Source organism: Dolichospermum sp. DET69, assembly GCA_017355425.1.
In the GTDB taxonomy this organism is placed as follows: domain Bacteria; phylum Cyanobacteriota; class Cyanobacteriia; order Cyanobacteriales; family Nostocaceae; genus Dolichospermum.
Window position 1 is genome coordinate 170,142 of the sequence record CP070233.1, and the last position, 23,595, is coordinate 193,736.

The 23,595-nt window shown below is 35.7% G+C and carries 28 protein-coding genes; 12 read left to right on the forward strand and 16 right to left on the reverse strand.

The features are described 5' to 3' along the window. Positions 1–108 precede the first annotated feature (108 nt). Positions 109–300 carry a DUF1036 domain-containing protein gene (locus EZY12_00900; GenBank protein QSX68305.1) on the reverse strand — a complete coding sequence of 64 codons (192 nt, stop codon included), beginning with the start codon at positions 298–300 and terminating at the stop codon, positions 109–111. 394 nt (positions 301–694) lie between these two features. Here EZY12_00900 and EZY12_00905 point away from each other — a divergent pair, with 394 nt between their 5' ends. The 3 genes from EZY12_00905 (at position 695) to EZY12_00915 (ending at position 2,064) form a co-directional block, all read left to right on the forward strand. After that, a complete protein-coding gene (locus EZY12_00905; protein QSX68306.1) occupies positions 695–934 on the forward strand; it encodes a UPF0175 family protein in 240 nt (79 codons plus the stop codon). Further along, entirely contained in the window at positions 931–1,422 is a 492-nt protein-coding gene (locus EZY12_00910; protein ID QSX68307.1) for a DUF3368 domain-containing protein, read from the forward strand. Before EZY12_00905 ends, EZY12_00910 begins: the two co-directional genes overlap by 4 nt. Positions 1,423–1,569: 147 nt before the next feature. Then, entirely contained in the window at positions 1,570–2,064 is a 495-nt protein-coding gene (locus tag EZY12_00915; GenBank protein QSX68308.1) for a hypothetical protein, read from the forward strand. Between the two features lie 80 nt (positions 2,065–2,144). Here the strand turns inward: EZY12_00915 and EZY12_00920 are convergent, their stop codons facing one another. The 7 genes from EZY12_00920 to EZY12_00950 form a co-directional block, all read right to left on the reverse strand. Beyond that, on the reverse strand, positions 2,145–2,753 hold the full coding sequence (locus tag EZY12_00920) for a class I SAM-dependent methyltransferase (GenBank protein QSX68309.1): 609 nt from the start codon (positions 2,751–2,753) through the stop codon (positions 2,145–2,147). An 85-nt stretch (positions 2,754–2,838) separates the two neighbouring features. Continuing rightward, a complete protein-coding gene (locus EZY12_00925; protein QSX68310.1) occupies positions 2,839–3,210 on the reverse strand; it encodes a hypothetical protein in 372 nt (123 codons plus the stop codon). After that, positions 3,203–4,201 carry an LLM class flavin-dependent oxidoreductase gene (locus tag EZY12_00930; GenBank protein ID QSX68311.1) on the reverse strand — a complete coding sequence of 333 codons (999 nt, stop codon included), beginning with the start codon at positions 4,199–4,201 and terminating at the stop codon, positions 3,203–3,205. The genes EZY12_00925 and EZY12_00930 overlap by 8 nt, the downstream gene beginning before the upstream one ends. A 202-nt stretch (positions 4,202–4,403) precedes the next feature. Continuing rightward, a complete protein-coding gene (locus EZY12_00935) occupies positions 4,404–4,739 on the reverse strand; it encodes a hypothetical protein (protein ID QSX68312.1) in 336 nt (111 codons plus the stop codon). 111 nt (positions 4,740–4,850) lie between these two features. Continuing rightward, positions 4,851–5,162: a hypothetical protein gene (locus EZY12_00940; protein QSX68313.1), complete on the reverse strand. Its 312-nt coding sequence runs from the start codon at positions 5,160–5,162 to the stop codon at positions 4,851–4,853. Positions 5,163–5,164: 2 nt separating this feature from the next. Beyond that, positions 5,165–5,428, reverse strand: a complete 264-nt coding sequence (locus EZY12_00945) for a hypothetical protein (GenBank protein QSX68314.1) — start codon at positions 5,426–5,428, stop codon at positions 5,165–5,167. 36 nt (positions 5,429–5,464) lie between these two features. Next, complete coding sequence (locus EZY12_00950) at positions 5,465–5,893, reverse strand: hypothetical protein (protein QSX68315.1); 429 nt, start codon at positions 5,891–5,893, stop codon at positions 5,465–5,467. A 928-nt stretch (positions 5,894–6,821) separates the two neighbouring features. Between EZY12_00950 and cysK the strand changes: the two genes are divergently transcribed. Beyond that, positions 6,822–7,763 (forward strand): cysteine synthase A, encoded by a 942-nt coding sequence (cysK, locus tag EZY12_00955; protein ID QSX68316.1) that lies wholly within the window; start codon positions 6,822–6,824, stop codon positions 7,761–7,763. A 193-nt stretch (positions 7,764–7,956) separates the two neighbouring features. Here cysK and EZY12_00960 read toward each other — a convergent pair whose 3' ends face one another. From EZY12_00960 to EZY12_00995, 8 genes are all read right to left on the reverse strand, one after another. Further along, positions 7,957–8,346, reverse strand: coding sequence for a hypothetical protein (locus EZY12_00960; protein ID QSX68317.1), 390 nt, complete (start codon positions 8,344–8,346; stop codon positions 7,957–7,959). Next, entirely contained in the window at positions 8,321–8,635 is a 315-nt protein-coding gene (locus tag EZY12_00965) for a hypothetical protein (GenBank protein QSX68318.1), read from the reverse strand. Before EZY12_00965 ends, EZY12_00960 begins: the two co-directional genes overlap by 26 nt. Before the next feature lie 423 nt (positions 8,636–9,058). Next, complete coding sequence (locus EZY12_00970; protein QSX68319.1) at positions 9,059–12,292, reverse strand: N-6 DNA methylase; 3,234 nt, start codon at positions 12,290–12,292, stop codon at positions 9,059–9,061. Positions 12,293–12,748: 456 nt separating this feature from the next. After that, positions 12,749–13,555, reverse strand: coding sequence for a NifU family protein (locus EZY12_00975; GenBank protein ID QSX68320.1), 807 nt, complete (start codon positions 13,553–13,555; stop codon positions 12,749–12,751). A 136-nt stretch (positions 13,556–13,691) separates the two neighbouring features. Next, positions 13,692–13,916, reverse strand: coding sequence for a hypothetical protein (locus EZY12_00980; protein ID QSX68321.1), 225 nt, complete (start codon positions 13,914–13,916; stop codon positions 13,692–13,694). 8 nt (positions 13,917–13,924) lie between these two features. Beyond that, positions 13,925–14,188: a hypothetical protein gene (locus tag EZY12_00985; protein QSX68322.1), complete on the reverse strand. Its 264-nt coding sequence runs from the start codon at positions 14,186–14,188 to the stop codon at positions 13,925–13,927. Between the two features lie 21 nt (positions 14,189–14,209). After that, the gene (locus EZY12_00990) at positions 14,210–15,190 is read right to left on the reverse strand and encodes a hypothetical protein (protein QSX68323.1); all 981 of its coding nucleotides are present in this window, start codon (positions 15,188–15,190) and stop codon (positions 14,210–14,212) included. Positions 15,191–15,440: 250 nt separating this feature from the next. After that, positions 15,441–16,046 (reverse strand): molybdenum cofactor guanylyltransferase, encoded by a 606-nt coding sequence (locus EZY12_00995; GenBank protein ID QSX68324.1) that lies wholly within the window; start codon positions 16,044–16,046, stop codon positions 15,441–15,443. A gap of 228 nt (positions 16,047–16,274) precedes the next feature. On the opposite strand from EZY12_00995, the gene EZY12_01000 reads away from it, so the two are divergent. The 8 genes from EZY12_01000 (at position 16,275) to EZY12_01035 (ending at position 23,445) form a co-directional block, all read left to right on the forward strand. Next, positions 16,275–16,736: a nitrate reductase associated protein gene (locus tag EZY12_01000; GenBank protein ID QSX68325.1), complete on the forward strand. Its 462-nt coding sequence runs from the start codon at positions 16,275–16,277 to the stop codon at positions 16,734–16,736. Positions 16,737–16,787: 51 nt separating this feature from the next. Continuing rightward, a complete protein-coding gene (locus tag EZY12_01005; GenBank protein QSX68326.1) occupies positions 16,788–16,994 on the forward strand; it encodes an RNA-binding S4 domain-containing protein in 207 nt (68 codons plus the stop codon). 212 nt (positions 16,995–17,206) lie between these two features. Then, positions 17,207–18,169 carry a hydrogenase small subunit gene (locus EZY12_01010; GenBank protein ID QSX68327.1) on the forward strand — a complete coding sequence of 321 codons (963 nt, stop codon included), beginning with the start codon at positions 17,207–17,209 and terminating at the stop codon, positions 18,167–18,169. Between the two features lie 129 nt (positions 18,170–18,298). Then, the gene (locus EZY12_01015) at positions 18,299–19,894 is read left to right on the forward strand and encodes a nickel-dependent hydrogenase large subunit (GenBank protein QSX68328.1); all 1,596 of its coding nucleotides are present in this window, start codon (positions 18,299–18,301) and stop codon (positions 19,892–19,894) included. Between the two features lie 174 nt (positions 19,895–20,068). Beyond that, positions 20,069–20,491 carry a hypothetical protein gene (locus tag EZY12_01020; protein ID QSX68329.1) on the forward strand — a complete coding sequence of 141 codons (423 nt, stop codon included), beginning with the start codon at positions 20,069–20,071 and terminating at the stop codon, positions 20,489–20,491. A gap of 313 nt (positions 20,492–20,804) precedes the next feature. Continuing rightward, on the forward strand, positions 20,805–20,966 hold the full coding sequence (locus EZY12_01025; protein QSX68330.1) for a hypothetical protein: 162 nt from the start codon (positions 20,805–20,807) through the stop codon (positions 20,964–20,966). A gap of 599 nt (positions 20,967–21,565) precedes the next feature. After that, positions 21,566–22,978 carry a GUN4 domain-containing protein gene (locus tag EZY12_01030; GenBank protein QSX70466.1) on the forward strand — a complete coding sequence of 471 codons (1,413 nt, stop codon included), beginning with the start codon at positions 21,566–21,568 and terminating at the stop codon, positions 22,976–22,978. Positions 22,979–23,172: 194 nt separating this feature from the next. Continuing rightward, a complete protein-coding gene (locus tag EZY12_01035; GenBank protein QSX68331.1) occupies positions 23,173–23,445 on the forward strand; it encodes a hypothetical protein in 273 nt (90 codons plus the stop codon). Positions 23,446–23,595 lie beyond the last annotated feature (150 nt).

Here is a 23,595-nt window from a genome sequence, read left to right on the forward strand (position 1 = left end):
ATGGAAAATTGTACTGATTTAATGCTTTCACTTTTACGAAAGTATATTGCTGATATAGGTTTATCTTCTTGTTTTTGTAATAGTTGTTCAACAACAGCACTTAATTTTTTAGGCACATAATATTGTCCATCCCTTTGACCAAATTATACCATTTGCCTTGTAACTGATGGCGACAAAAGCCTTTGAACCTGCCTCACTACATATATTAAGATCCGCATTTGCTGGAGTTGTGAATCCGAAAGATGAGATACAACCAAGTATTCCCGCGCTTACAACCGAAACCAAATTTCTGAGTTTCACTTTTATCTCCTATTTCTGATGAAATTTTCCAATTTCAAGCTCACATTTATCTCTACGAAATTACACCACTCACCTAATCTTGAAAAGCGGAAAAAAGCGGATCGTAAAAAAAATTAAAAAACAGACGGAAAAAAGCTGAAAAATACGGATAAAGTCTGCTAAAATTACCTATGTCGCCTTACATTTATCAATATGCAGATTCAAGAACTGCTACAATATAAATATTATTAGGGAAACTGTCAGAATCAGGATATCCAGGATTTAAGGATTAACAAGATTAAAACTGGGATTTTATTACCAATTATCCATTACCAGTCTCAACTAGATAAGTAGCAACCTGGGTTAGTGTAATTCATATTTGTTAGGATATAAAAAACTATTCACAAAAGTAATCATGATAATTTCAGATGAAGTCCTCAAGGTAAGTGGTTTATCAGAAAAGCAACTTTTACTAGAAATTGTAATTTTGCTATTTCAACAAGAAAAAATCAGCTTAGGTAAAGCTAGTGAAATAATAAGCATGAATCAAATTAAGCTGCAAAAATTACTTGCTGAACGTGGGATATGTGTTCACTATGATGTAGCTGAATTACAGGAAGATATTCTGCATCTCCGCGCAAAAGGTTGGTTATGATAGTAGTTAGTGATACATCACCCCTGAGCAATCTAGCTATTGTTGGTTACTTGTCACTTTTACAACAGATTTACAACAGAGTTATTATTCCTCAAGGAGTTGCAGAAGAACTCATAAATGCTAGTGATGAAGAAAATCTCATTGCAGAAGTGCTTTCTTTAGATTGGATTGAAGTTATACCAGCAAAAAATCTGGAACTTATTTCTATATTACGGAATAATCACAATTTGGATCGGGGTGAAGCTGAGGCGATCGCTCTTGTTATAGAATTAGATGCAGATGAATTATTAATTGATGAACGTCTTGGCAGAAGAGAAGCTACTCGCTTAGGATTGCCTATTACGGGCATCCTTGGTATTCTATTAGTTGCCAAGCAAAGAAAGCTTATTCCTACAGTCCAACCAGTAATAGATGCTTTAATTATTCAAGCAGGTTTTCGTGTGAGTAGTCAACTCTATGCACAGGTTTTAAAAGCAGCAAATGAGTAATATTTAGACCAAGTTATGATACCAATTTATGCAAGCGAAAAGCGGAAAAAAGCGGATCGTAAAAAAAATTTAAAAACAGACGGAAAAAAGCTGAAAAATACGGATAAAGTCTGCTAAAATGACTGATGTCGCGTTACATTTATCAATATGCAGGTTCAGCAACTACTACAACTTGTGGATGACGCTCTTTATCTCAACACAGGACAGCATCTCAACGACTTACAACGTGGCGTTATTGAAGGAACACTAAAATATCAAAAATATGCTGATATTGCTGAAACTTGTGGTTGTAGTGCCGGTCACGCGAAGGATGTAGGTTACGAACTCTTGCAAATTTTATCTGATATTTTTGATGAACCAGTTGATAAAGGTAATCTGAAATCTGTTCTTGAACGACAGGGAAATATAAATATTTTTTTAGGTGATAAAAGTATTAATCAAAATATAATTGGTTGTATGAATATTGGTTCTAAACAACCAAAAACTAAATCAGATAAAAATAATCCTCGTAATTCTAAATTACAGCAACATAAAAATACTATAGAGAAAATCGAAAAATTAAGGCAGTTAGGTTTAAGTGATCAAGAAATTGTAGAAATATTAGAATTACCTTTAGAAGTCGTTCAAGAGGTAGAAGTCTAAACTTGGGATATTAAATCTACTAACTATCTAAGATAAGAAAATGGTGCGTTACGCTATCAATAACGCACCCTAGGAATAGATTATTTTTGAAAAATAGTTAATAACACAAATCCTAATAAGTGATAATGACCTAAACAAGTTAAACCTGCTTTATTACCCATTTCTTCTCTTTGTTTTTGGCTATAAAACCTAATTCCTGTAGGAGAATGGGGCGTAATTGGACATGATGATGAGTTATTAAAAGTAATATCTACTAAATAAAACCTACCACTAGGAGAAAGTACCCTTGCTATCTCATTTAAAACCTGTTGTGGTTGAGGATAATGTAAGAAACTGATAGTATTAAAAACCGCATCAAATTGTCCCTCAGCAAAGGGAAGATTTTCCGCATTACCTTCAATATAAATTAACCGGGGACGGTGGCGGTTCTTTTGTCTCGCTACCCGCAACATTTGGGGAGATAAATCCAATCCTGTGGCTGTAATTTCAGGAAACTCAGTTGCTAATCTGTTTAATAATCTGCCTGTTCCACAACCTAAATCCAGTACATTTGCATTTGGTGATAATTCAACTTTTGTAAGTAATCTTTTATGGATAGCTTGGTAAATAAAAGAAGGAAATGCCCAATCATAACTATTTGCCCATCTGTCAAAAAGTTCTTTTTTATTATTGACAAAGTTACTAATCATGGCTGATATATTTTTGTATTTATTTTATTATAACAAGATAGATCCCCGACTTCTTGAAGAAATCGGGGATCTGGTGATTTATGAATTATAACCAATCTCCATAAGCAGAAATTTCGGTCACTCCAATTTCAAAAGGTGAACCTTTGCCAAAAGGAGGATAAACTCGAATTTTGGCATTTTTAGTAAATCTTTCCAGTCTATTTCCCAATTGGGGAATATTGCTGACTATATGCCAATAAGCAACTATATCGGGACAGTCTACAATTAACATCAAAGTCGTGTTATTTGTAGTCATGTACCACTGACAATTAGATAGTAATACTTGAGTTATGCGATCGCACGCAAAGAAAAAACATCTACCAATAGACTGTTCTAACTCCAAATGCAGTATTCCATCCTCTTTTGTTACCTTAGTAGGAGGTAAATCATCGGGAGGAAGCAAGGGAAGTTTAGACATAATTCCGCACCTCTTGATTGTAGCGTTGCAAACTTTCTCGATTTTTTTGCAAAGAAAAAGATGAGGGTTTTAACGCTAGTGTGCTGAGATTTAATTTGTCCTGGAATTTCTTGATTTTGTCACGACAGGTGTTGACATCACCAATAATTGAATTCTCAAACAAATAGTCTTCATCAAAACAAATATTTGTCCGATCAAATACTGGTTGTTGAGGACTTTTCTGCATTACTTGAGTTGAGTTAGCTGTCATTTCTTTGCTGAAGTGACGAATAAAAGGTAATGCCTCATTCATCGCTTCATCATGAGTTTTCCCCACAAAAAAGAAACGCGCTAACAGAAACTTATCTGCACCACTGGAATTAAATTCCCGATATTTATTGACTGTCTTCTGCAATCTTTCCAGAGAAAAAGGCGGACCACCCATTAAACCAAAAGAATTTTTCGCAGCAAATTCAATTGCATCATTGTCACCACTAGCAACATATATGGGAATTGGTTTTTGCAATGGTTGGGGATGAATTGTGAGATTTTCGCATTGATAATATTGGCCATTAAATGATACGTCAGTTTCATATAAAAGCTTTTGAATCAATGCGACTGACTCTAACATTCGGGTGCGAGATTCCTGGGCTGTCACCCCAAAATGTTTATTTTGCTGGGGAAAAGGACCACCTTTAGCTACACCAAAAGCCAGCCTTCCACTACAAAGATTATCCAAAGTAGCAATATCTTCAGCAACGCGAATTGGTTGATGAAACGGCAATAATACAGCCGCAGTTCCTAGCCGAATTTTAGAAGTAACACCCGCTAAATGTGCCAATAACAGCAGAATTGAAGGACTAAGATTGAACTCATTAAAATGATGTTCCGTGACCCAAGCTTCTTCAAAACCTAAACTTTCCGCCTCTTTCACCAATAAAACTTGCTCAAATATAGTGCGTCTAGCATCTAGGTGATGATTTTCGTAATTACAGAAAAGTCCTGTTTTCATTATTAACCAAATATTAGATTAGAGGATGTTTGAAAAGTCTCTCATGGTGCATCAAAAACTCTCAGATCCCCCCTAACCCCCTTAAAAATGGGGGAATACATCCATCAAAGTCCCCCTTAAAAAGGGGGATTTAGGGGGATCTACAGGTACATCACACACAAAAAAGTTTATGGCTACACCACGCAAGCTATCAAACAAACTCTTAGGCTGCCAGTAATTGCAACTCCAACCATAATCGAGGTTCAGACTGCTTTAACTTCGACATAGGGTCATGTAGCAATCGTTTGGCATTGAAACAAACTACTTGAATTAGCCCCATATTTTCTGCTAATTCTCTGAGGATTACTTTTTTGGCTTGAATATAGGTCATCATGTCTTCTTGACAATAAATTCCTATATATTGAAACCGTTGTGCAGGTCGTCCCCAAAAGCGAGTGATAACTTTCACATGGCAGCCTTTTAAGAGTTCTCCCAGGGTTGGGTAATAGTCGTAAACGACTCGGATAAATTCTTGGGCTAGGATCTCTTCAGTAATCATCTGACTGATTTTTCTGTAGTGTCCATAACTCTATTTAGTATAACATATAATTAATTAAAGATCCCCGACTTCTTAAAGAAGTCGGGGATCTAAATAAATATCTAAAAGTTGTTATCGAGAATTACGTTCTGCTACTAAGACATCAGCAATAATATCTGGTAAACTTCTCAAATCGGTATATCCTTCTGCACCAGAAATTGGGGAAATAAAAGTATAGTTAGGGTCACAAACTCCTGTGTCATAAACCTGCATAAACCATCTATCAGGTAATCCCTCTACACCCAATTCTACAATGTACCAACTCTCACCCATTAACCGAGAATTGATAATCGTAAACCAATCTCTATAATCATCGGCAATATTCCAATCTGCCAAGAGAAATTCTAATGATATTTTTCCGGCATCAGTTGAAGTCAATAGCATTATTACTCCTGAGTGACAACTTGATGAGAAACTTCAGGATATAAACCTAATTCCTTTGCTAATTGTTTAGCAACAAAAAATAAAAATTGCGCTCCATCTTGATTACCTTGATGAGCAAACATTGTCGCTACTTGTAACATTGATTGCACTAAACCAGAATCAATTAATTCTGGCTTTGCTTCCAAAACATCTGGTTCTTGACCATTGGGACATTGAAGAAGTTCATCAATTAAATTAAAATACTGTGCTTGGCGTTCGTCTGTCATGATAATTTAGTTTATGGTGAAGATTAAGTTGCAAAATTACTGTTCGATGCTTTGTTGCCACATTTTTTCCAACATGGCAATGTGTTCTTTTAATACAGCAGCCCGGTAGACAAGATATCTGTCATAAGCGATAATTCCTACACCAACACAAATTGGTGTCACTAAAAATAACCATTGCAAAATTGTCACTAAGTTATATTTTTTTGCAGCAATTTTTAATTGATGTAGAAAATTATTGTCAGACAATTTAACCTTGACTAAAGATGGCTGAGTATTGATAATTTTTGTTTGGGGAACTAATTGAGGAGATGCTATATTTATTTTCGGCAATTCACAGGATAAATTCTGTGTTTTAACGAACTCTCTATGTTGTCCCCAAACTATAGTAAATACTCCTACTCCTGGAGAAATCAATGCTAAAGTGACCAAACTTACGGTAAGCACTTTTAAAAGTTTGATTTTCATGTTTATTCTCCCTTACCAGGTCTTAATTACCTAGCAAGAAAATTTCTTTTAGTAGGTTTATTTCTTACACCTTTTTTAATTCAAAATATGCTGATCAAAATCTCCTCGAAAAACAAAATTCTGTCCTTTTCGTATTGGATAATACAGACAGTATTGAGATAATTTTTGAGAGATATAGGAGGTAAGAAGTCCCCCCTAATTCGTCAGACTTTCGTCTTAGGAACTTCGGGGGGTAGAGGGGAATCTCTGCGTAAATCCTATATCGTTTATATCAGTTGCCCTTTTAGTCCCAACTTTAGGTGAGTAGAATTAATATTATTAAGATAATTGCGATCGCACTCATAGCCTGTTATCCTGATTTGGCAAGCATTTAAAAAAATATTTGGTGTAGGGGTGCTAGTATTTTTCGAGTGGGGTACTAGCATTTTTGAGGAAGGGGACGGGGTATTTTGTACTCAAAGCCAAATCCAGATAGGCTATTACTTTGAGTTATTTGGCAGAGAAGATTCACAAGTACAAACTGTACTCAAATCACAGCATCTCATCACAAAGATAGACCTAAGATATCTTGAATAAGTCAAAAACAAAATTAAAATATTCTAAGAGAATGAATGAACAAGTTTTTAATGTATAAACAAACCCCTCTTGTAAACCTCTCCCCGAAGCGGAGAGAGGCTTTGAAACCCCCCTTCCCAGCCTTCGGCACGCTGCGCTAACGTAGGGAAAGGGGGCAGGGGGGTTAGGTTTTTGGAGATTATCGGTTTCATCTAATACTTTTTAAACAACCTCTATAGGTATTAACAATTGGGAATATTTTCTTGTGATAATAGACAGAGATTATGGTAAAATGGTTATGGCTGATATCAAAACTCAATGAGATAAATACTTAACCAAAATAGATTAATATATAAATTTTAGAGGTTAATAAATGCGAATTGCTAAAGATGTAACAGAACTTATTGGGAAAACTCCATTAATTCAGTTGAATAAAATTCCCCAAGCGGAGGGAGTGGTAGCCAGAATAGTTATCAAACTAGAAAGCATGAATCCTGCCTCCTCTGTAAAAGACAGAATTGGCGTGAGTATGATCCTTTCCGCTGAAGCTGAAGGTTTAATTTTCCCAGGAAAAACTATTTTAGTTGAACCAACTTCTGGGAATACAGGCATTGCTTTAGCAATGGTAGCAGCCGCCCGTGGCTACAAGTTAATCTTAACCATGCCCGAAACCATGAGTCAAGAAAGACGCGCCATGTTAAGGGCTTATGGTGCAAGTTTAGAATTAACACCTGGAACTCAAGGAATGAGAGGTGCAATTAACAAAGCAGAGGAAATTGTGGCTAATACTGCCAATGCTTTTATGTTGCAACAATTTGCCAACCCAGCTAACCCCAAAATTCACCGAGAAACCACCGCTGAGGAAATTTGGGTAGATACAGACGGAGAAGTTGATATCTTAATTGCTGGGGTAGGAACAGGTGGCACCATTACCGGAATTGCGGAAGTTATTAAACAACGCAAACCAAGTTTTCAAGTTATTGCTGTAGAACCTAGTAACAGTCCAATTCTCTCAGGTGGTAAACCCGGTTCTCACAAAATTCAAGGTATTGGTGCGGGATTTATTCCTGATGTTTTACGTCAAGATCTAATTGATGAAATAATTCAAGTTGACGACGCAGAAGCAATAGAATATGGACGGAGATTAGCCAGAGAAGAAGGTTTATTATCAGGAATATCTTCTGGTGCGGCTTTGTCTGCTGCTATTATTGTGGGTAAACGTCCAGAAAATGCGGGTAAATTAATAGTCATGATTCAACCTTCTTTTGGTGAACGCTATTTAAGTACAGCATTATTTCAAGACTTAATGAGTTAAACATTTCGTAGGTTGGGTTGACGCAAGGAAACCCAACCAAATCCTTGATAATTTTTGTCTGATAGCGTTCACGAAGTGTGCCGAAGGCATAGCGTGGCGTTAGCCATATCAGGATTAAAGGATTTACAGAATGTTGATTTATTTGATAAAATAATTTATAATTCTCTATTTTTTTGATATTAAATTATATTAATCATTTTGGATTATTTAAATAGTTGCTAATAATTTCTAAAATTACTTGTTCAATATCTGGAATTTTAGATTGGACAATTTTATCTTTGATATGTTTATGATCTGTATAACCCAAGTCAGGCTTATGCTTTGCGTTGTCATAACGAAATATTAAGTTATTTTCATGATCTTGATAATGGAATGAATAGGAAAACTTTTCAATAGATTCTTGAAGGTCAACATATTCTTTAAAAAATAGACGTGAACCTTGCAAAAATTCTAAATTACCTTGGATAAAACCTACATAATTTGATCTGGAATCAACCGAAAAGCTAAATGATAAAATCCATCCGTCATTCACATATTTTTGAATAATAGTAACAATATTAGCTTGGTAATTGTTGAGTAACATATTCAATTGCTTCTAACTTTTGTAGAGAATTGGTTAATTTTTTCTTAATTTTTATCTCTCCAGCCCAAGTTACATATTCTTCGTCACCACCTGCAAGATTTTCTGTTGTCCAATTGGCGAAAAAAAACTCCGACGAAACTTGATATTTTGCTTCAAATTCCATAAGTAATTTATTAGTTTTTTCTAGTGAACGTTTTAAGTTTTTAATTTCGGATTCAATAGCTGACCGCACTAGGTTTTGGACAATTTCAATATCGGAAGAATCGGATTTAATTTGTAGTTGCAACATGAGTTTGACCTCAAATATAAAGACTATACCAAGTTTACTATTTGTAGTTCTTGTAGGTTGGGTTAAGCGACAGCGCAACCCAACAAAATTCCGTAAATGTTGTTTTACATAAGAGGGTGTTTGAAAAGTATTAAATAAAACCAATAATCTCCAAAAACCTAACCCCCCTACCCCCCTTCCCTACGTTAGCGCAGCGTGCCGAAGGCTGGGAAGGGGGTTTTCAAAGCCTCACCCCGCTTCGGGGAGAGGTTTGGAGAGGGGTTAATTTATACCTTGAAAACTTTTAAAACATCCTCTAAAGGTAGAGCCATATTTATTGATTATAGCACGTTTTACTCTAAATAATATCCCCGATTTATAATGTCAATTGATTATTTATTAAAAATAGAAAAAAGAAGACATGGATATTGATTCAAAACTTCATTAATCTATGGGAAAACCTGGAATAATTCTATCAATTTCCTGCATTAATCGTAAAGTTTCCGTCAAAGCAATGACAATTTTTTGATAATGGTTAATTTCCTCAATAGATAATTTTCGGTTGGCGTTTTTTCGGTCTTTTAACCATTTATCTAATACTTGATATCCACCAATTTTAAATTCCCAAATATGTGAGGGAATATCGGTAAAATAGCTTGCTTTATTGATATACACTCTTTGCAATTCTGAATTATAGGTAACTTCGCTAACTTGATTCTCTTCTATTCCTTGGTATGTTGTAGTTAAGCTATTAAGTATATCTGATTTCATTAAATGTAAATTAACTAATTCTTCTCCTTTGATAGCTAATTCGTGAAAGAGTTTTTGATTACTGGTTAAAGGAAGACGAGGAAAATCTATTTTCAGAAATTCAGCGTATCTAGTGCGATAGGTGGGACTGTGGAATATAGCATAAGCATAGTAAAATATTTCCTCTGGGGTGGGTATTTTACCAAGTTTTTCTTTGATAGCTTCTAGGAATTTTGGGGATAGGTTAGGAGTTTTTTCTAAAAATAAGTTAGTTTGATCATTTTCTGTATTAGGGTAAGTGTATAGAGGAACATAGTAACTCCGTTCTCTTGAATTAATTGATATACTATTACCGTCTCCTATATTTTGAGAAACGAAACAATGTTGAAACCCTATCTCTTTTTGCTGACGACATAAAATTAATGATAAATTATCAAATTGTAAATTTCTCATAACTTCATGTTTAGTCAGTTCGACAACATCTTTATGATGATAATAAAATCTTTTATCAAATGGACGATATAAATATGTAGTAAAATAACTCTTCCATTTTAAGTTTTTAGTTAATGATAATCTCTTTAAAGAAAGTTTCCAGTCACGAGTATCTTTTAAATCATAGATTTTAGATATTTGTTCATCTGTGATTTGTAGGTCTATAAAATCTTCTATTCGTTTATGAAGTTTATCTAAATCGAAATCTATCACAAAATGATCTCTATGAGTTGTAACCCCTGTTGAATTTACAGGAAAAATATCTGTAACATTCCACCCTTGATTATATTCCGTTGCTAAATCAAAATTTTTCGGTGCAAAAAAATAATTTGGTTCAGTCGGTTGTACCTCTATCCAATTAACACTATCTAAACTTGCAGAGTCTAAAAACTTATATTTCTCCTCACGACTTCCCCACAGATCATAATATAAGACCTTAGCCATTTCGGCTCTTGCGTCTCTGGATTTATAAGCCGTAGAAAAATAATCAGGTTCGCTTTTTTCGCGCACAGCAATTAAAATTGCTACACCTTGTTGAATATCAAACACATTTTGATCAATATTTCCCTCTGGAGTGGTTTCTTTTAATAAAGAATTACCATGTAAATCCATGATATATAAAGTATCAAAATACTTTAATAATTCTTCTCTCATACCTCGATGAATTAAACCATTAAGATAGGAATGATTAGTAATAAATCCAATAATACCATAGCCTTTAGGATTTTTTTGAATTTGATCTTGAGCAAAACGAATAAATTTAATATAATCATCATCTAAAGGTTGAATATTCTTTTCTTTTTCTAACCTGACTCTACCTTTATATGATTCCAAAAGTTCCCCAATATGGGTTAATTCCGTAATAGTTTTACCTGCTTTTCCAGTTTTATAAATCCGATTCCAAACTAAACCAGTATATTCAACATCTGCTAAATATCTTTCATCTTGATTTAAAACTCTTTTGCGTTTACTAGCATTTTGAGAACTGACAGAATAGGGAGGATTTCCTAATACCACCATTACCGGAATTTCTGTTTTTACTTTTCCTGCTTGACTTGATTCTTCCGCAATTATTTGAGTAATACCAGGAATTAAATCTCCTTCCTTTATTCCTTCTTCTAACGCATTTGTTAAATAAACTTTTAATCTTTCCTCTGGTGCAAATTTATAACCTAAATCTCCTAATAATAAACCTAATTTTAAATGCGCTATAGTATAAGGAGTCATTAATAACTCAAACCCAAATAAACGGTTTACAAGTTTTGTATCTCTTAAAAAACTATTCCAATTATCAATACCATATTTTTTGACATTATCACGAATTTGTTTAATAACTGCATATAAAAAAGTTCCTGTTCCGGTTGCGGGGTCAAGAATAGTTACTTTGCGATTTCCTAAACCATATTGTAAATCAAAGACTTTATCTAAAATATCATCAACAGCACGAACAATAAAATTAACTACAGGTTCAGGAGTATAATAAACTCCTCGACTTTTTCTTAATGAAGCTTGATAAGCGGCTAAAAATGTTTCATAAAAGTGAATGACTGGATCTTGTGTGCGGGTTTCTTGACCAAAGTTTTCTAAAATATTGGTCATATCTATTGTGTTAAATAAGTCTATTAAATTTTCAATTGATTTATGAATTTTACTAACACTATCAGTTCCTAAAACCAAATCAAATAAACCTTTTAAAAAAGGAATTCTATCACTAATATAAATACTTGCTGTTGTGCGACTAAATGCAAATTGTCCAGGGTTTTGTGCGTGACCAATTTTTGCGGTAAATAAACCATAAGCAATAGTTTGGGCATACATATCTGCAAATTTATCATTATCTATATCTAAAAGGAGTAACTTTTTAAATGTTTCTTTTAATAGATTTAATTCTTCTATTGTGGTTTCTATTTCTAAAGATGATTGAATAGCGTTTCTAATTGTTTTAGTATAAGCTGCCATTTCTTTAGCCAAATCATAATAGTTATTAATATCTTTGGCTTTTTGATTCAGAAATGATTGTAGTAATTCTCTAATAGGCTGTAAATCATTAACCAGAATAATTTCACCTTGTTCTAAATCAGCTAATTTAGCAGTTTTTTCACATTCTCCGTCTACATACCAATGAAATTCTAGATAATTAGTTAAAATCAAGTTATAACCAATATTTGATTCTAAATAACGTTTGAGTTGTGCAGTTTTTTCGATTTTACTTAAATCAATATTAATATCCTTAGCTTCTATATATCCCAAAATTCGATCATTTTTTCTGATAGTTAAATCAGGGATTCCTGCTTGGTTGCCTTTTTCTTCAATTCTGGCATTAACACCAATCATTAAACCCTCAATTAGACGTTGTAGGCTGGGGTAATGACTGCGTTCTCCACCGCGTTTAATATTTTCTTGCAAGTCTTGAATGTAGTTGTTAAATTCAGACATAATCCCTGGGAAATTAATAAATAATTTTCCTTTGAGGATAGCATATATTTTTAAATTTTAATAAGTAGTTTTGCACAATTAAATATAAAACCTCTCTCCAAACCTCTCCCCTACTAGGGGAGAGGCTTTGACTCCCCCTTCCCTCCCAGGGAAGGGGGTTGGGGGGTTAGGTTTATATTACATTTAGCAAAGATTTCCGACTTCTTTAAGAAGTCGGGGATCTAAAATTTAAAATTTATCTAAAATCTAGACTTTTATATAAACGTTATCATGTTTAACTTTGACTAATTAAATATAAAACCTCTCTCCAAACCTCTCCCCTACTAGGGGAGAGGCTTTGACTCCCCCTTCCCTCGCAGGGAAGGGGGTTGGGGGGTTAGGTTTATATTACATTTAGCAAAGATTTCCGACTTCTTTAAGAAGTCGGGGATCTAAAATTTAAAATTTATCTAAAATCTAGACTTTTATATAAACGTTATCATGTTTAACTTTGACTTCATAGCTTTGAAGTGAAATATCTGGAACTGTTAAACATTCACCCGTCTTTAAATCATATTGAAATTCATGTGCGGAACAAGTAATAATTCCTTTTTCCACCTTACCTTTATCTAAAGGAAAGCCTAAATGAGAACAAGAATTTTGATAACAGCTAATATTATCACCTTGTTTGCACAAAATGACATCATGATTATTAACTCTAACTGCTAAAATACGATTTTCAATTATTTGATCTAACGTTGCTGCTTTTACCCAATGGAACTCTGTAGAGTTAGGAGTAGAAGTAGTAGAAGAATTATGCTTAACAGCAACTACTTTAGTAATTTCCGGACAATGTTTTTTAATGGCTTGTTCGACTCCTTGAGTTAACGTTAAGGTAGAAGTAGCACAATTACTACAACTACCAATTAATTGAACTTCAACTGTATCAGGTAGTTTAATTGCGACTAATTCTATATCCCCTTGATGATTTTGTAAACTAGGACGAACTTCTGCTAATGCTGTTTGGATACGTTCTGATAATGGAGGTTTAACTAAGTCGTGATATAACAAAACTGCATAAACAATTTCATCATCTACAGCTTGACGTAAAGCTGATATATTTTCTTTTTTAAGACTTTTAATTAAATTAGTTAATGCTGCTTTATGGAGAGATTCAATTGCAGTTTTTAACCCTACAGCTACACAACGTTGACTTTCATCCCAGTTAGCAATAATCGCTTCAAAGCGATTGATATCTGTAATTAATTCTTCAAGATTATTCATTATTTATTTACTTGATCATAGGGTTAAGACATTGCACGTAATATACAGTATTTTCTACTATTATGACGCACATCATAGCCCCCTCTTCGCTTGCGGGGAGGGGGTTGGGGGTGGGGTTCATGTGATTATTAATAACTCATTTCATTCTAAAGTCTTGCAACAAAAAAGGCATAATTGCACCTGTAGTTAAACTAGCTACAGTAATGGGAATACAAAGGGGAAGTGATGTTTGTGCTAGTAATACTAATATAACCGTGCCAATACTACTAGCAATAATAGTTTGACGCAGAAAATATATAGGGTCACGGAATAGTTTACCTTTGAAAAATAACTGAATAGAAAACCAACTTAGTTCTAACATATATACTCCTAATGATTGGCTAATACATTGAGGATAAATAACCCTAAAATTACCGCAGGAATTACTCCTGCTGGTGCAAATAAGCTACCAATTATGGCGGAAAATTGATATCCTATATCTTTACCTGCAAGAATTATTCCCCCAATTGCACCACCAATCATTGATAAAATTGCAGCAATAATTAACCAAATAAATCCTGTGGTGAGATTTAATTCTGTATTCAAACTATGCAGAAATTTAATTAATACTGGATCATGAAAAAAAACAAACATAGCTATTCTCCTATTTTGGGGTTAATTTAATGCAAATGCTTGGATTTCCGCAGTTAAATCTTGTAGTGCTTTGGCTACCATTTCAGCTTGTTCTAATTGCTTATGTTCTGTAAATATTCGCCAAGCTTCTTGATAGTATTCTTCTGCTTGTAACAGATTTTTGGGATTCCCTAATTCTGGTTTTTCAGGGTCGTCAGGTAAGTTGAAGAGAAGGTTAGCTTTGTTAGAAATTGTATTAGCATATTCTAATGGTGTATCTTGAAGATTACGCACTTTTAAAGCTTCATTGTAGGCGAAAACAGCCCGTAAATTATTGTCCACAGGATGGGAACTTACTAAATATTGTAAAGCATTTCCTAAGTTATTTTGCAACATTGCATATTCTCGAGGATGCTCAATTAAATTAATATGTTTAAGAGCAGTTTCAAAAGACTGGACTGCTAAACCTTGACGGAATGATTCCCCTTGTGATGACATGGGCATAGAAAGATAGGCGATCGCTATGTTATTATATAAAATCGCATATTCCTGTGGATAATTCTCACAAGTAAACACCCGCAAAGCCTCATGGTAAGCGTGAATACTCTCAGTTATCCGCGCCAAATTGTCGGGAACTAAAGACTGTAAAACTAACCCCAAATTCATCTGGGTTTCTGCTATTTCCTCCGCTGTCGCAAATTGTTGTAAAAGGGGCAAAGCTTCCTCATAATCTGCCCGCGCTTGTTGCAACAATTGGGAACCACCATCAGGAATCATCTGTAATGTCCCTGCTATCCCTACCTTAGCCCGTGCTTTCAGTAAAATATACTCCTCACCACACATCTGATATGCACGGTTAAATAGGTCAATTGCATTGTGTAAATCTTGGGCTGTTTTCGGCTTTTTTTGAAATCCTTGTGCCATTTCTATCAGCATTTCAATTTTTTCTGCTGTTGTTGCTGACTCGGAATCCATGGCTGTTAAAGCCGCTTTTACTGCTGAATCTGTAATGCTAGATGTCATAATTGGTATACTCTAATCGGTTAGAAAATTGAGTCATCAGCCATCAATATCACACTATAAATTAAGCCTATTTACACAGATTTAATTATTCTCAATAGATTCCCCTGATTAAAATTTTTATATCTCTATTAACAACGAGATAATTTTAAATTTAATTAATACAACTTTTTGATTATAAAACAATTGCTTGCAAAAATATAGAGAGAAATTACTCATCTTGATGTGACGATATCCAGAGGAGATCTAAATATTATTGTTTGTCAGGACTGTTAAAATTAAATAACATTTCTGGATATTCTAAAGGTAATACTTCTATAGTATAAGCCTTTAACCATTGTTGAAAAGAACGTCCACCTGCTTTAATATACTGATTTAGTTCTGGTAAACAACGACTGCGATAAAAACCGCATAAAGGTTGCCAAATTTGATTATCTTGTACCAAAGCGGCTTGAGTATTTTCTGGAATTATATCTAATTTAGATATCCATTTCTGTAATATTTCTAGCCGTAAATTTGGTAAATCACAAGCTAATAACAAAACCCAATCAGTTTCTACTGCTGCTAACCCTTGCATAAAACCTACAAGTGGTCCATGGGTACGAGATTCATTTCCCGTTTCTCCAGGTAAAGGAACTTCTCGAATAAACTCACTTTTAGGTATTAGCAATTCTTGATATCGTTCTGGCCAAGGAGTTACTATATAAACTTTATCAGTACAAGCTTCAGCTATATTACAAATTAATTGCAACATGGGTACAGATTGAATGGGAATTAAGGCTTTATCTCTACCCATGCGAGTGCTTTTTCCACCTGCTAAAATAATCGTACTCAGATGATGTTGGGAATTAATATTCATAATATTTGTATTTTATAGTGATAATGGTGCGTTACGGCTTGCGCCTAACGCACCCTACTATATTTTTTCATAAATCATTTAGAATAGTTAAATACAGCGATTTACAATCATATAAGGTACATCTTAGCCCCCTCATCGCTTGCGGGGAGGGGGTTGGGGGTGGGGTTCTTGTTCCGGGTTTGATGACAATTTGCTGTAAATCAATAATCTATAAATATCAGCAATTTTATGACAGATTTTTTTGAATTTGAAGCAGATTTTGTTGATTCTTGGCGTTGTATTCCCATGCAAGTGCGCTATAAACTCGATACTTGCGGTATTAAGCTAAAATTAGCAGAATGGAATCAGATGAATCAAGAATCACGTCAAAATTTAATGACATTACCTTGCGATACAGATAGTCAAATTCATGACTACAGACACTATATTCAAGAATTGATCTTGCAACTGACTGGTAAACCTGTGGCCGAATTGCCAATTGAAACTCATCCAGCATGGATAGATACTACCACTATTCCCAGCAGTATTCACGATAAAGCCCAGGAAATAGGTGTGATCATCACGATGGAAGCATGGGCAAGCTTGACTACTTTACAGCGTTTTGCTTTGATTAAACTAAGTCGTCCTAGTCATGAAAATAAAAACTTTTTACCGGCGTTACAAGAATTTAATTTGTTGCCAAAATCCTAAATCCTGGTATATTGCTATAGATGATACTTTTTAAATAGTTGGTAAAAGCAGATGATTAAACTCGACCAGTTTTTAAAGTTTTTAGGTATGGCCTCTACCGGAGGTCAAGCTAAATGGATGATTGTTGATGGTGAGGTTGAAGTTAATGGTATCCTGGAAACGCGCAGAGGGCGGAAATTAGTAGATGATGATTTGGTGACAATCGGTGGACAAACTTTTCAGGTTGGGGAAATAATATCAAAATCAACTGATTCATGATCATGCTGATGTTTATGTAAAAATTATGCAATCTCGTTACCATAAATTCTAATTATGCTAATTCTTAAGTTTTAATTAAAAAAAGTTAATTGCTTTCAATAACACCTTAATTTAAAATAATGGATATTGATCAATAGGTTATTCTCTACAAGTAAATCCCCTACAGAACTCTTCAACTGTGCATTATTAACATATATAGAAAGACATAGCTAATGACTAATGTACTCTGGCTACAAGGTGGTGCTTGTTCGGGTAACACCATGTCATTTCTTAATGCTGAAGAACCGACAGCTTGTGATTTAATAGCTGATTTCGGGATTAAGATTCTTTGGCATCCTTCCTTGGGTGTAGAATTAGGTGACAACGTAAAAACGCTGTTATGGGACTGTATTTCTGGGAAAACTCCTCTGGATATTTTGGTATTTGAAGGTAGCGTAGTTAACGCCCCTAATGGTACAGGAGAATGGAACCGGTTTGCAGACCGTCCTATGAAAGATTGGTTAGACGATTTAGCCAAAGTTGCGAAATTTATTGTCGCGGTGGGAGACTGTGCAACTTGGGGAGGAATTCCCGCAATGTCACCCAACCCCAGCGACTCCAAAGGACTGCAATTTCTCAAACGGGAAGAAGGCGGTTTTTTAGGTAAAGATTTTGTCAGTCAAGCCGGCTTACCTGTGATTAATATTCCCGGTTGTCCCGCACACCCCGACTGGATAACGCAGATATTAGTAGCGATCGCCACAGGCAGAATTAATGATATAGTTCTTGATGAACTACACCGTCCCCAAACCTTCTTCAACACCTACACTCAAACCGGTTGTACCCGCAACATTCACTTTGCATACAAAGCCACAACCGCCGAATTTGGACAACGCAAAGGTTGTCTATTTTACGACTTAGGTTGTCGTGGTCCCATGACCCATTCTTCCTGTAACCGCATTCTCTGGAACCGCGTCTCCTCCAAAACCCGCGCTGGAATGCCCTGTTTAGGTTGTACAGAACCCGAATTTCCCTTTTTCGACCTTAAACCCGGAACAGTCTTTAAAACCCAAACGGTCATGGGAGTTCCCAAAGAAATACCCCCCGGAGTCAACCATAAAGATTACGCAATCCTCACCGTTGTTGCCAAAAACACAGCCCCAAAATGGGCAGACGAAGACTTTTTTACCGTTTAGTGATGAAAAAAAGACCTAACCCCCCAACCCCCTTCCCTGCGAGGGAAGGGGGAGTTAATTATTCCCCTCTCCTTGTAGGAGAGGGGTTAGGGGAGAGGTCGTGCAACTAACAACTAACAAAGGAAAAATATGTCAATTCAAACATTAGATATTTCACCCGTTGGTAGAGTCGAGGGTGATTTAGATGTGCGCGTCGAAATTGAAAATGGATATGTCACAAACGCCTGGACTCATGCTGAACTTTTTCGCGGCTTTGAAATAATTTTACGCGGAAAAGATCCCCAAGCTGGCTTAATTGTCACCCCCCGAATTTGCGGTATTTGTGGCGGTTCTCACCTCAGTTCCGCATCTTGGGCGTTGGATACAGCTTGGGGAACAGAAGTTCCTAGAAATGCAATTTTGGCGAGAAACTTAGGTCAAATTGTCGAAACAATTCAAAGTATTCCTCGCTACTTTTATGGATTGTTTGCCATTGACTTAACTAATAAAAATTATCGTCGTAGTCACTTTTATGATGAAGCTTGTCGGCGCTTTGCTGCTTTCACAGGTAAATCCTATGAAATCGGTATTACGATTTCTAGCAAACCTGTAGAAATCTATGCTTTATTAGGGGGACAATGGCCGCACAGCAGTTATATGGTGCCTGGTGGTGTGATGTGCGCCCCCACTTTAACTGATATTACCCGCGCCTGGGCAATTTTGGAATATTTCCGCACCAATTGGTTAGAACCAGTTTGGTTAGGTTGTTCTTTAGAAAGATATGAAGAAATTCAATCCTATGAAGACTTTCAAAAGTGGTTAAATGAAGATGTTAAACATCGAGAATCTGACTTAGGTTTATATTGGCGCATGGGTTTAGATATCGGTTTAGATCGATATGGTGCTGGTGTGGGTAAATATGTGACTTGGGGTTATATTCCCCATGAGGATAAATATAATCATCCCACCATTGAAGGACGTAACGCTGCTGTGATTATGAAAAGCGGTGTTTATGATAGCTTCACTGATACTCATGCCTTGATGAATCAAGGTTTTGCCCGTGAGAATTTAACCCATTCTTGGTATGATGAAGGTACAGAAGATTGGCATCCGAGCGATCGCACAACCACACCAATTAATAATAACCAAAAAGACTTTTCTGGCGCATATTCTTGGTCAAGTGCAGTCCTCCACCAAGACTTAGGACGTTTAGAAGCTGGACCTCTTGCGCGTCAATTAGTTGCAGGGGGAAATCATGGGGAGTCTTGGCAACATTATGACCCATTTATTCTCGACACATTCAAGCAAATGGGTGGTGCAAGTGTTCATCTTCGGCAATTAGGAAGAGTCCACGAAATAGTTAAACTATATCGTCAAGCTGAACGCTGTTTAAGAGAGTTCAAATTAAACGATCCTTGGTATATTAAACCAGAAGAAAAAGATGGTAAAGGTTGGGGGGCAACAGAAGCAGCGAGAGGGGCATTATGTCATTGGGTAGAAATCGAACAAGGCAAAATTAAGAACTATCAAGTTATTGCCCCCGGTACTTGGAATATTGGACCCCGTGACGGAGAAGGACAACTAGGACCCATTGAAAAAGCATTAATAGGAACACCAATTCAAGACCCCAAAGATCCGGTAGAAGTGGGTCATGTAGCCCGTTCTTTTGATTCTTGTTTAGTCTGTACTGTTCACGCCCATGATGCGAAAACTGGAGAAGAATTGGCTCGTTTTAGAACAGCCTAATTATACTCCAAACCCTGACTTATGGAATAAGTCGGGGATTTATTGTTGTTTGTATGACAAAAGTTCCCAAATCAGTCGGTTAGGCTGGATTTTAATGAAGAATTGGTAATTCATAATCATCAAATTACGAACTATCAATTACAAATTGTCACCTACTAATATTGGTAAATAATTGTGTCTAATTTAGAACTACATCAATATCTTTCTAAGCTTCCTGAAGCAGCACTGCAAGAATTTATAGAATGGTGTATGTTGGAGCAGTCAACAGCCGCAGGATTAGAATTTAAACCCGATCAAAGTAAGTTAAAGAATTTAGCACCAGCAGATTATTCTAAGCAATTAGTTGACCAATTCATGAAGGTTAGACCTGACCCCATTAGAGCCGGATTAGTAGCTGTAATTGCTGGAAAACAAGCTGATAAACACGAATTAACAGGATTAGCTGCTGTAGTTGATTTTGTTTCTCTTTATGTTAAGTATTTAATTCCTAAAGATGGTAGTAATGCCGAAGAAGCAGATACTATTTTAGCTAAAGCAACACAACATCAATATGAACAAGTTGTGGAAATTGCTAAAAAACATAATGTGAGTTTATAGATTTATTTGGTGGGCATTGCCCACCAAATAATTGACAATTGATAGTTGCATATTGAGTTAAAAAAACTCAATGCAAAACGGATAAATATTGGTTTCGCTTGGGTAAACTCACCCTCAAAATTTAATTTATAAGTTTTAATAAGGTATTGATGATTAAGAAGAATTTTGGAGATTTTGATGATAGTATTTATTTAAGGCTTTCTGGAATCTCCGCTTCATCAACTTTATGCGTTTGTAAAAATAATTACTGATTCTTCAAGTCATCCCCAGGAAACGTATTGCATCTTTTCTTATCGCTACTGTGATAGCGTCTATGTCCGTATTGGGTATTGCAGAAAATGCTGATTCTGCAACTCATAATCGTCATGAGACAACTACCCATGTTAGACGTAATCGGACTTGTAATGGCAGAAATCGTTATAGATATTATGGCGGTAGGCATTACAGATGTCGTTATAATAGACGACATTATTAATTCAATTACCATCATTTAAAGGACTGGGTGGGTATTCCTCACCCAGAAAAATAATAATTATAGGTTAGATAAGCAGAGCGTAACCTAAGAGGATGTTTGATAGCGTTCACGAAGTGTGCCGAAGGCATAGCGTGGCGTTAGCCATAAAGTATCAGAATTAATCGAGATCCCCCCAACCCCCCCTTTTTAAGCTACGGTGTACACACAAGTCTTCTAGAGTTGCCCCACAACGTTTAGATCCCCCCAACCCCCCTTAAAAAGGGGGGCTAAATTCTTCAAAGTCCCCCTTTTTAAGGGGGATTTAGGGGGATCGGATCACGTTTAGCATCCTGTCTAGAGATGTGTGTACACCGTAGCCTTTTTAAGGGGGGCTAAATTCCTCAAAGTCCCCCTTTTTAAGGGGGATTTAGGGGGATCTGCGGGTGTTAGATACCACACGAAAAAGTTTTCAAACAACCTCTAACGCAAAACAGGTCAATGTTGGTTTTTCTAAGAAGATGTTTGAAAAGTATGAGCCAGGTAAGCATCCTGATTCTGACAATAAAAGTATCAGATATGGTATAGAATATATCTATTATATATATATATATAACAAAGGTATGAGCATTTGGACAGCAGGGACATCCATTAACAACGGTAGATATACTATTCAACAATATCTCGGTCGTGGTGGTTTTGGTATTGCCCATAGTGCTAAAGATGAGAAAAAAGGAAACATAGTTGTTATCAAAACTTTAAACCCTACACAAATTAGTCCAGAAAAATTACGAACAGAAGAGAGAAAGTTTTATAATGAGGGAATGAGATTAGCCAAATGCAATCCTCATCCTCACATTGTCGAAGTTTATGAATTTATCGAGATAAATGGAATGTCGGGAATGGTGATGGAATTTATTGATGGCGATAATTTGGCATCGTATACTCGTGATCATGAGGGATTATTGGAAACTGAAGCTTTGCGCTATATTGACCAAATTGGACAAGCTTTGGAACGTATTCACGCACTGGGATTTTTACATCGGGATGTCAAACCCCATAATATAATTTTACGGAAAAGTTCCCAAAAAGCAGTTTTAATTGATTTTGGTTTAGCTAGAGAATATACTTTGGGAGCAGAGGTAAATATGACCAATGCCAGAAGTCAAGGTTATGCACCCATAGAACAATATGAGAGATATGGTAAATTTGGTGACTATACAGATGTTTATGCTTTAGCTGCAACTTTGTATAAGTTGCTGACTAATAATGAACCTTTACCGGCAGAGTTTAGAAAAACGGGAATACCTTTACCACCACCCCAACAATTTAACCCAAAAATTAGTGATCGCACTAATGCTGCTATTCTCAAAGGTATGGAATTAGAAGCAGTAAACCGTCCGCAAACAGTTAGAGAATTCCGAGAAATATTGGGTTTATTAGTTCAACCTGTTGTAAATATTCCCATAAAAACACCTGTTAATGATAATCCTGTTACTGGACAAAAAAGACCGCAGGAAAATATCACCACACCTCAGTCTGGCAACCAAAATACACAATTAACATCATCCTCTGGGATGGATTATAAAAAATTGCGTGATTTACTCGCACAGGGGAAATGGAAGGAAGCAGATGAAGAAACTGTGCGGATCATGTTAACGGTGGCAAAACGAGAAAAAGAAAGTTGGTTAGATACTAAAAGTCTGGATAATTTTCCCTGCGAAGACCTACATATTCTTGATAAGTTGTGGGTAAAACATAGCAATGGTAAATTTGGCTTTTCTGTACAGCAAAAGATTTATCAATCTTGTGGAGGAACGCTAGAATACGATCCAGAAATTTGGGATAAATATGGGGAAAAAGTGGGATGGAAAAAAAAGAAGCTATTAGGAATGGGAGGAGAATGGATAACCGACTACAATATTACATTTGATATTACTGCACCAGCCGGACATCTACCTTCAGGATTAAGAGGAATATTAGGAAGAGGTGGGGCCGCTTCTCTCGGTTCAAGACTGGTAGACTGTAATTTATAAAGGTTACAGAAAATTATGAAAATCTCCTTTGCCATTGCAGAAATAGAGTTTGAGTTATCAATAATTCTGTTGGTTGGGGTTCGGCTGGGATTGAACGGAATGGAAAGGTAGAACTCACAGAAAAAGAACTACAGCGCGTTCATGAATATGCTGATTTATTTGGTCAATATAATATCCACTCCAATAACTGTGAAATGTTTGCATGGTATGTCAAAACTAGTCAAAGATATTCAGGACAGACAGAAGAAATGATAATAACCAAATTTGGTGCAGCTTTAGTACAAATTGTTCAACCTGTTTACACTGTTCGTAGTATCAAATATCTGGAAATTGAAAAATCAATCGTAGATTACCTTGATAAGAATCAGCAGAAAATCAAACAAAATAAACTTACTGAGCAACAAACAGCACGAGATGATTTTTGGGCTAAACGAGATGCTGAAAGAAAACAAAAAAATAATAAATAATTGTGGATTGGCTTAAATGAAACCAAACCCAAGGTAAAAGGGGGAAGTGAATTATAAACCTTTGTCTGAATCAGGATTAACAGGATTTAAGGATTTATGGCTAACGCCACGCTACGCGAACAGGATGTTAATTGTTAATATTAAAAATAG

Coding starts and splice junctions, on each gene's coding strand:
- EZY12_01015 (QSX68328.1), top strand. CDS start 18,299: ATGTCAATTCAAACATTAGATATTTCACCCGTTGGTAGAGTCGAGGGT.
- EZY12_01035 (QSX68331.1), top strand. CDS start 23,173: ATGTTTGCATGGTATGTCAAAACTAGTCAAAGATATTCAGGACAGACA.
- EZY12_01030 (QSX70466.1), top strand. CDS start 21,566: ATGAGCATTTGGACAGCAGGGACATCCATTAACAACGGTAGATATACT.
- EZY12_00980 (QSX68321.1), bottom strand. CDS start 13,916: ATGTTAGAACTAAGTTGGTTTTCTATTCAGTTATTTTTCAAAGGTAAA.
- EZY12_00960 (QSX68317.1), bottom strand. CDS start 8,346: ATGTTACTCAACAATTACCAAGCTAATATTGTTACTATTATTCAAAAA.
- EZY12_00995 (QSX68324.1), bottom strand. CDS start 16,046: ATGAATATTAATTCCCAACATCATCTGAGTACGATTATTTTAGCAGGT.
- EZY12_00905 (QSX68306.1), top strand. CDS start 695: ATGATAATTTCAGATGAAGTCCTCAAGGTAAGTGGTTTATCAGAAAAG.
- EZY12_00950 (QSX68315.1), bottom strand. CDS start 5,893: ATGAAAATCAAACTTTTAAAAGTGCTTACCGTAAGTTTGGTCACTTTA.
- EZY12_00975 (QSX68320.1), bottom strand. CDS start 13,555: ATGAATAATCTTGAAGAATTAATTACAGATATCAATCGCTTTGAAGCG.
- EZY12_00925 (QSX68310.1), bottom strand. CDS start 3,210: ATGTCTAAACTTCCCTTGCTTCCTCCCGATGATTTACCTCCTACTAAG.
- EZY12_00970 (QSX68319.1), bottom strand. CDS start 12,292: ATGTCTGAATTTAACAACTACATTCAAGACTTGCAAGAAAATATTAAA.
- cysK (QSX68316.1), top strand. CDS start 6,822: ATGCGAATTGCTAAAGATGTAACAGAACTTATTGGGAAAACTCCATTA.
- EZY12_00945 (QSX68314.1), bottom strand. CDS start 5,428: ATGACAGACGAACGCCAAGCACAGTATTTTAATTTAATTGATGAACTT.
- EZY12_01000 (QSX68325.1), top strand. CDS start 16,275: ATGACAGATTTTTTTGAATTTGAAGCAGATTTTGTTGATTCTTGGCGT.
- EZY12_00915 (QSX68308.1), top strand. CDS start 1,570: ATGCAGGTTCAGCAACTACTACAACTTGTGGATGACGCTCTTTATCTC.
- EZY12_01025 (QSX68330.1), top strand. CDS start 20,805: ATGTCCGTATTGGGTATTGCAGAAAATGCTGATTCTGCAACTCATAAT.
- EZY12_00935 (QSX68312.1), bottom strand. CDS start 4,739: ATGATTACTGAAGAGATCCTAGCCCAAGAATTTATCCGAGTCGTTTAC.
- EZY12_00990 (QSX68323.1), bottom strand. CDS start 15,190: ATGACATCTAGCATTACAGATTCAGCAGTAAAAGCGGCTTTAACAGCC.
- EZY12_00985 (QSX68322.1), bottom strand. CDS start 14,188: ATGTTTGTTTTTTTTCATGATCCAGTATTAATTAAATTTCTGCATAGT.
- EZY12_00940 (QSX68313.1), bottom strand. CDS start 5,162: ATGCTATTGACTTCAACTGATGCCGGAAAAATATCATTAGAATTTCTC.
- EZY12_00920 (QSX68309.1), bottom strand. CDS start 2,753: ATGATTAGTAACTTTGTCAATAATAAAAAAGAACTTTTTGACAGATGG.
- EZY12_01005 (QSX68326.1), top strand. CDS start 16,788: ATGATTAAACTCGACCAGTTTTTAAAGTTTTTAGGTATGGCCTCTACC.
- EZY12_00965 (QSX68318.1), bottom strand. CDS start 8,635: ATGTTGCAACTACAAATTAAATCCGATTCTTCCGATATTGAAATTGTC.
- EZY12_00910 (QSX68307.1), top strand. CDS start 931: ATGATAGTAGTTAGTGATACATCACCCCTGAGCAATCTAGCTATTGTT.
- EZY12_01010 (QSX68327.1), top strand. CDS start 17,207: ATGACTAATGTACTCTGGCTACAAGGTGGTGCTTGTTCGGGTAACACC.
- EZY12_00930 (QSX68311.1), bottom strand. CDS start 4,201: ATGAAAACAGGACTTTTCTGTAATTACGAAAATCATCACCTAGATGCT.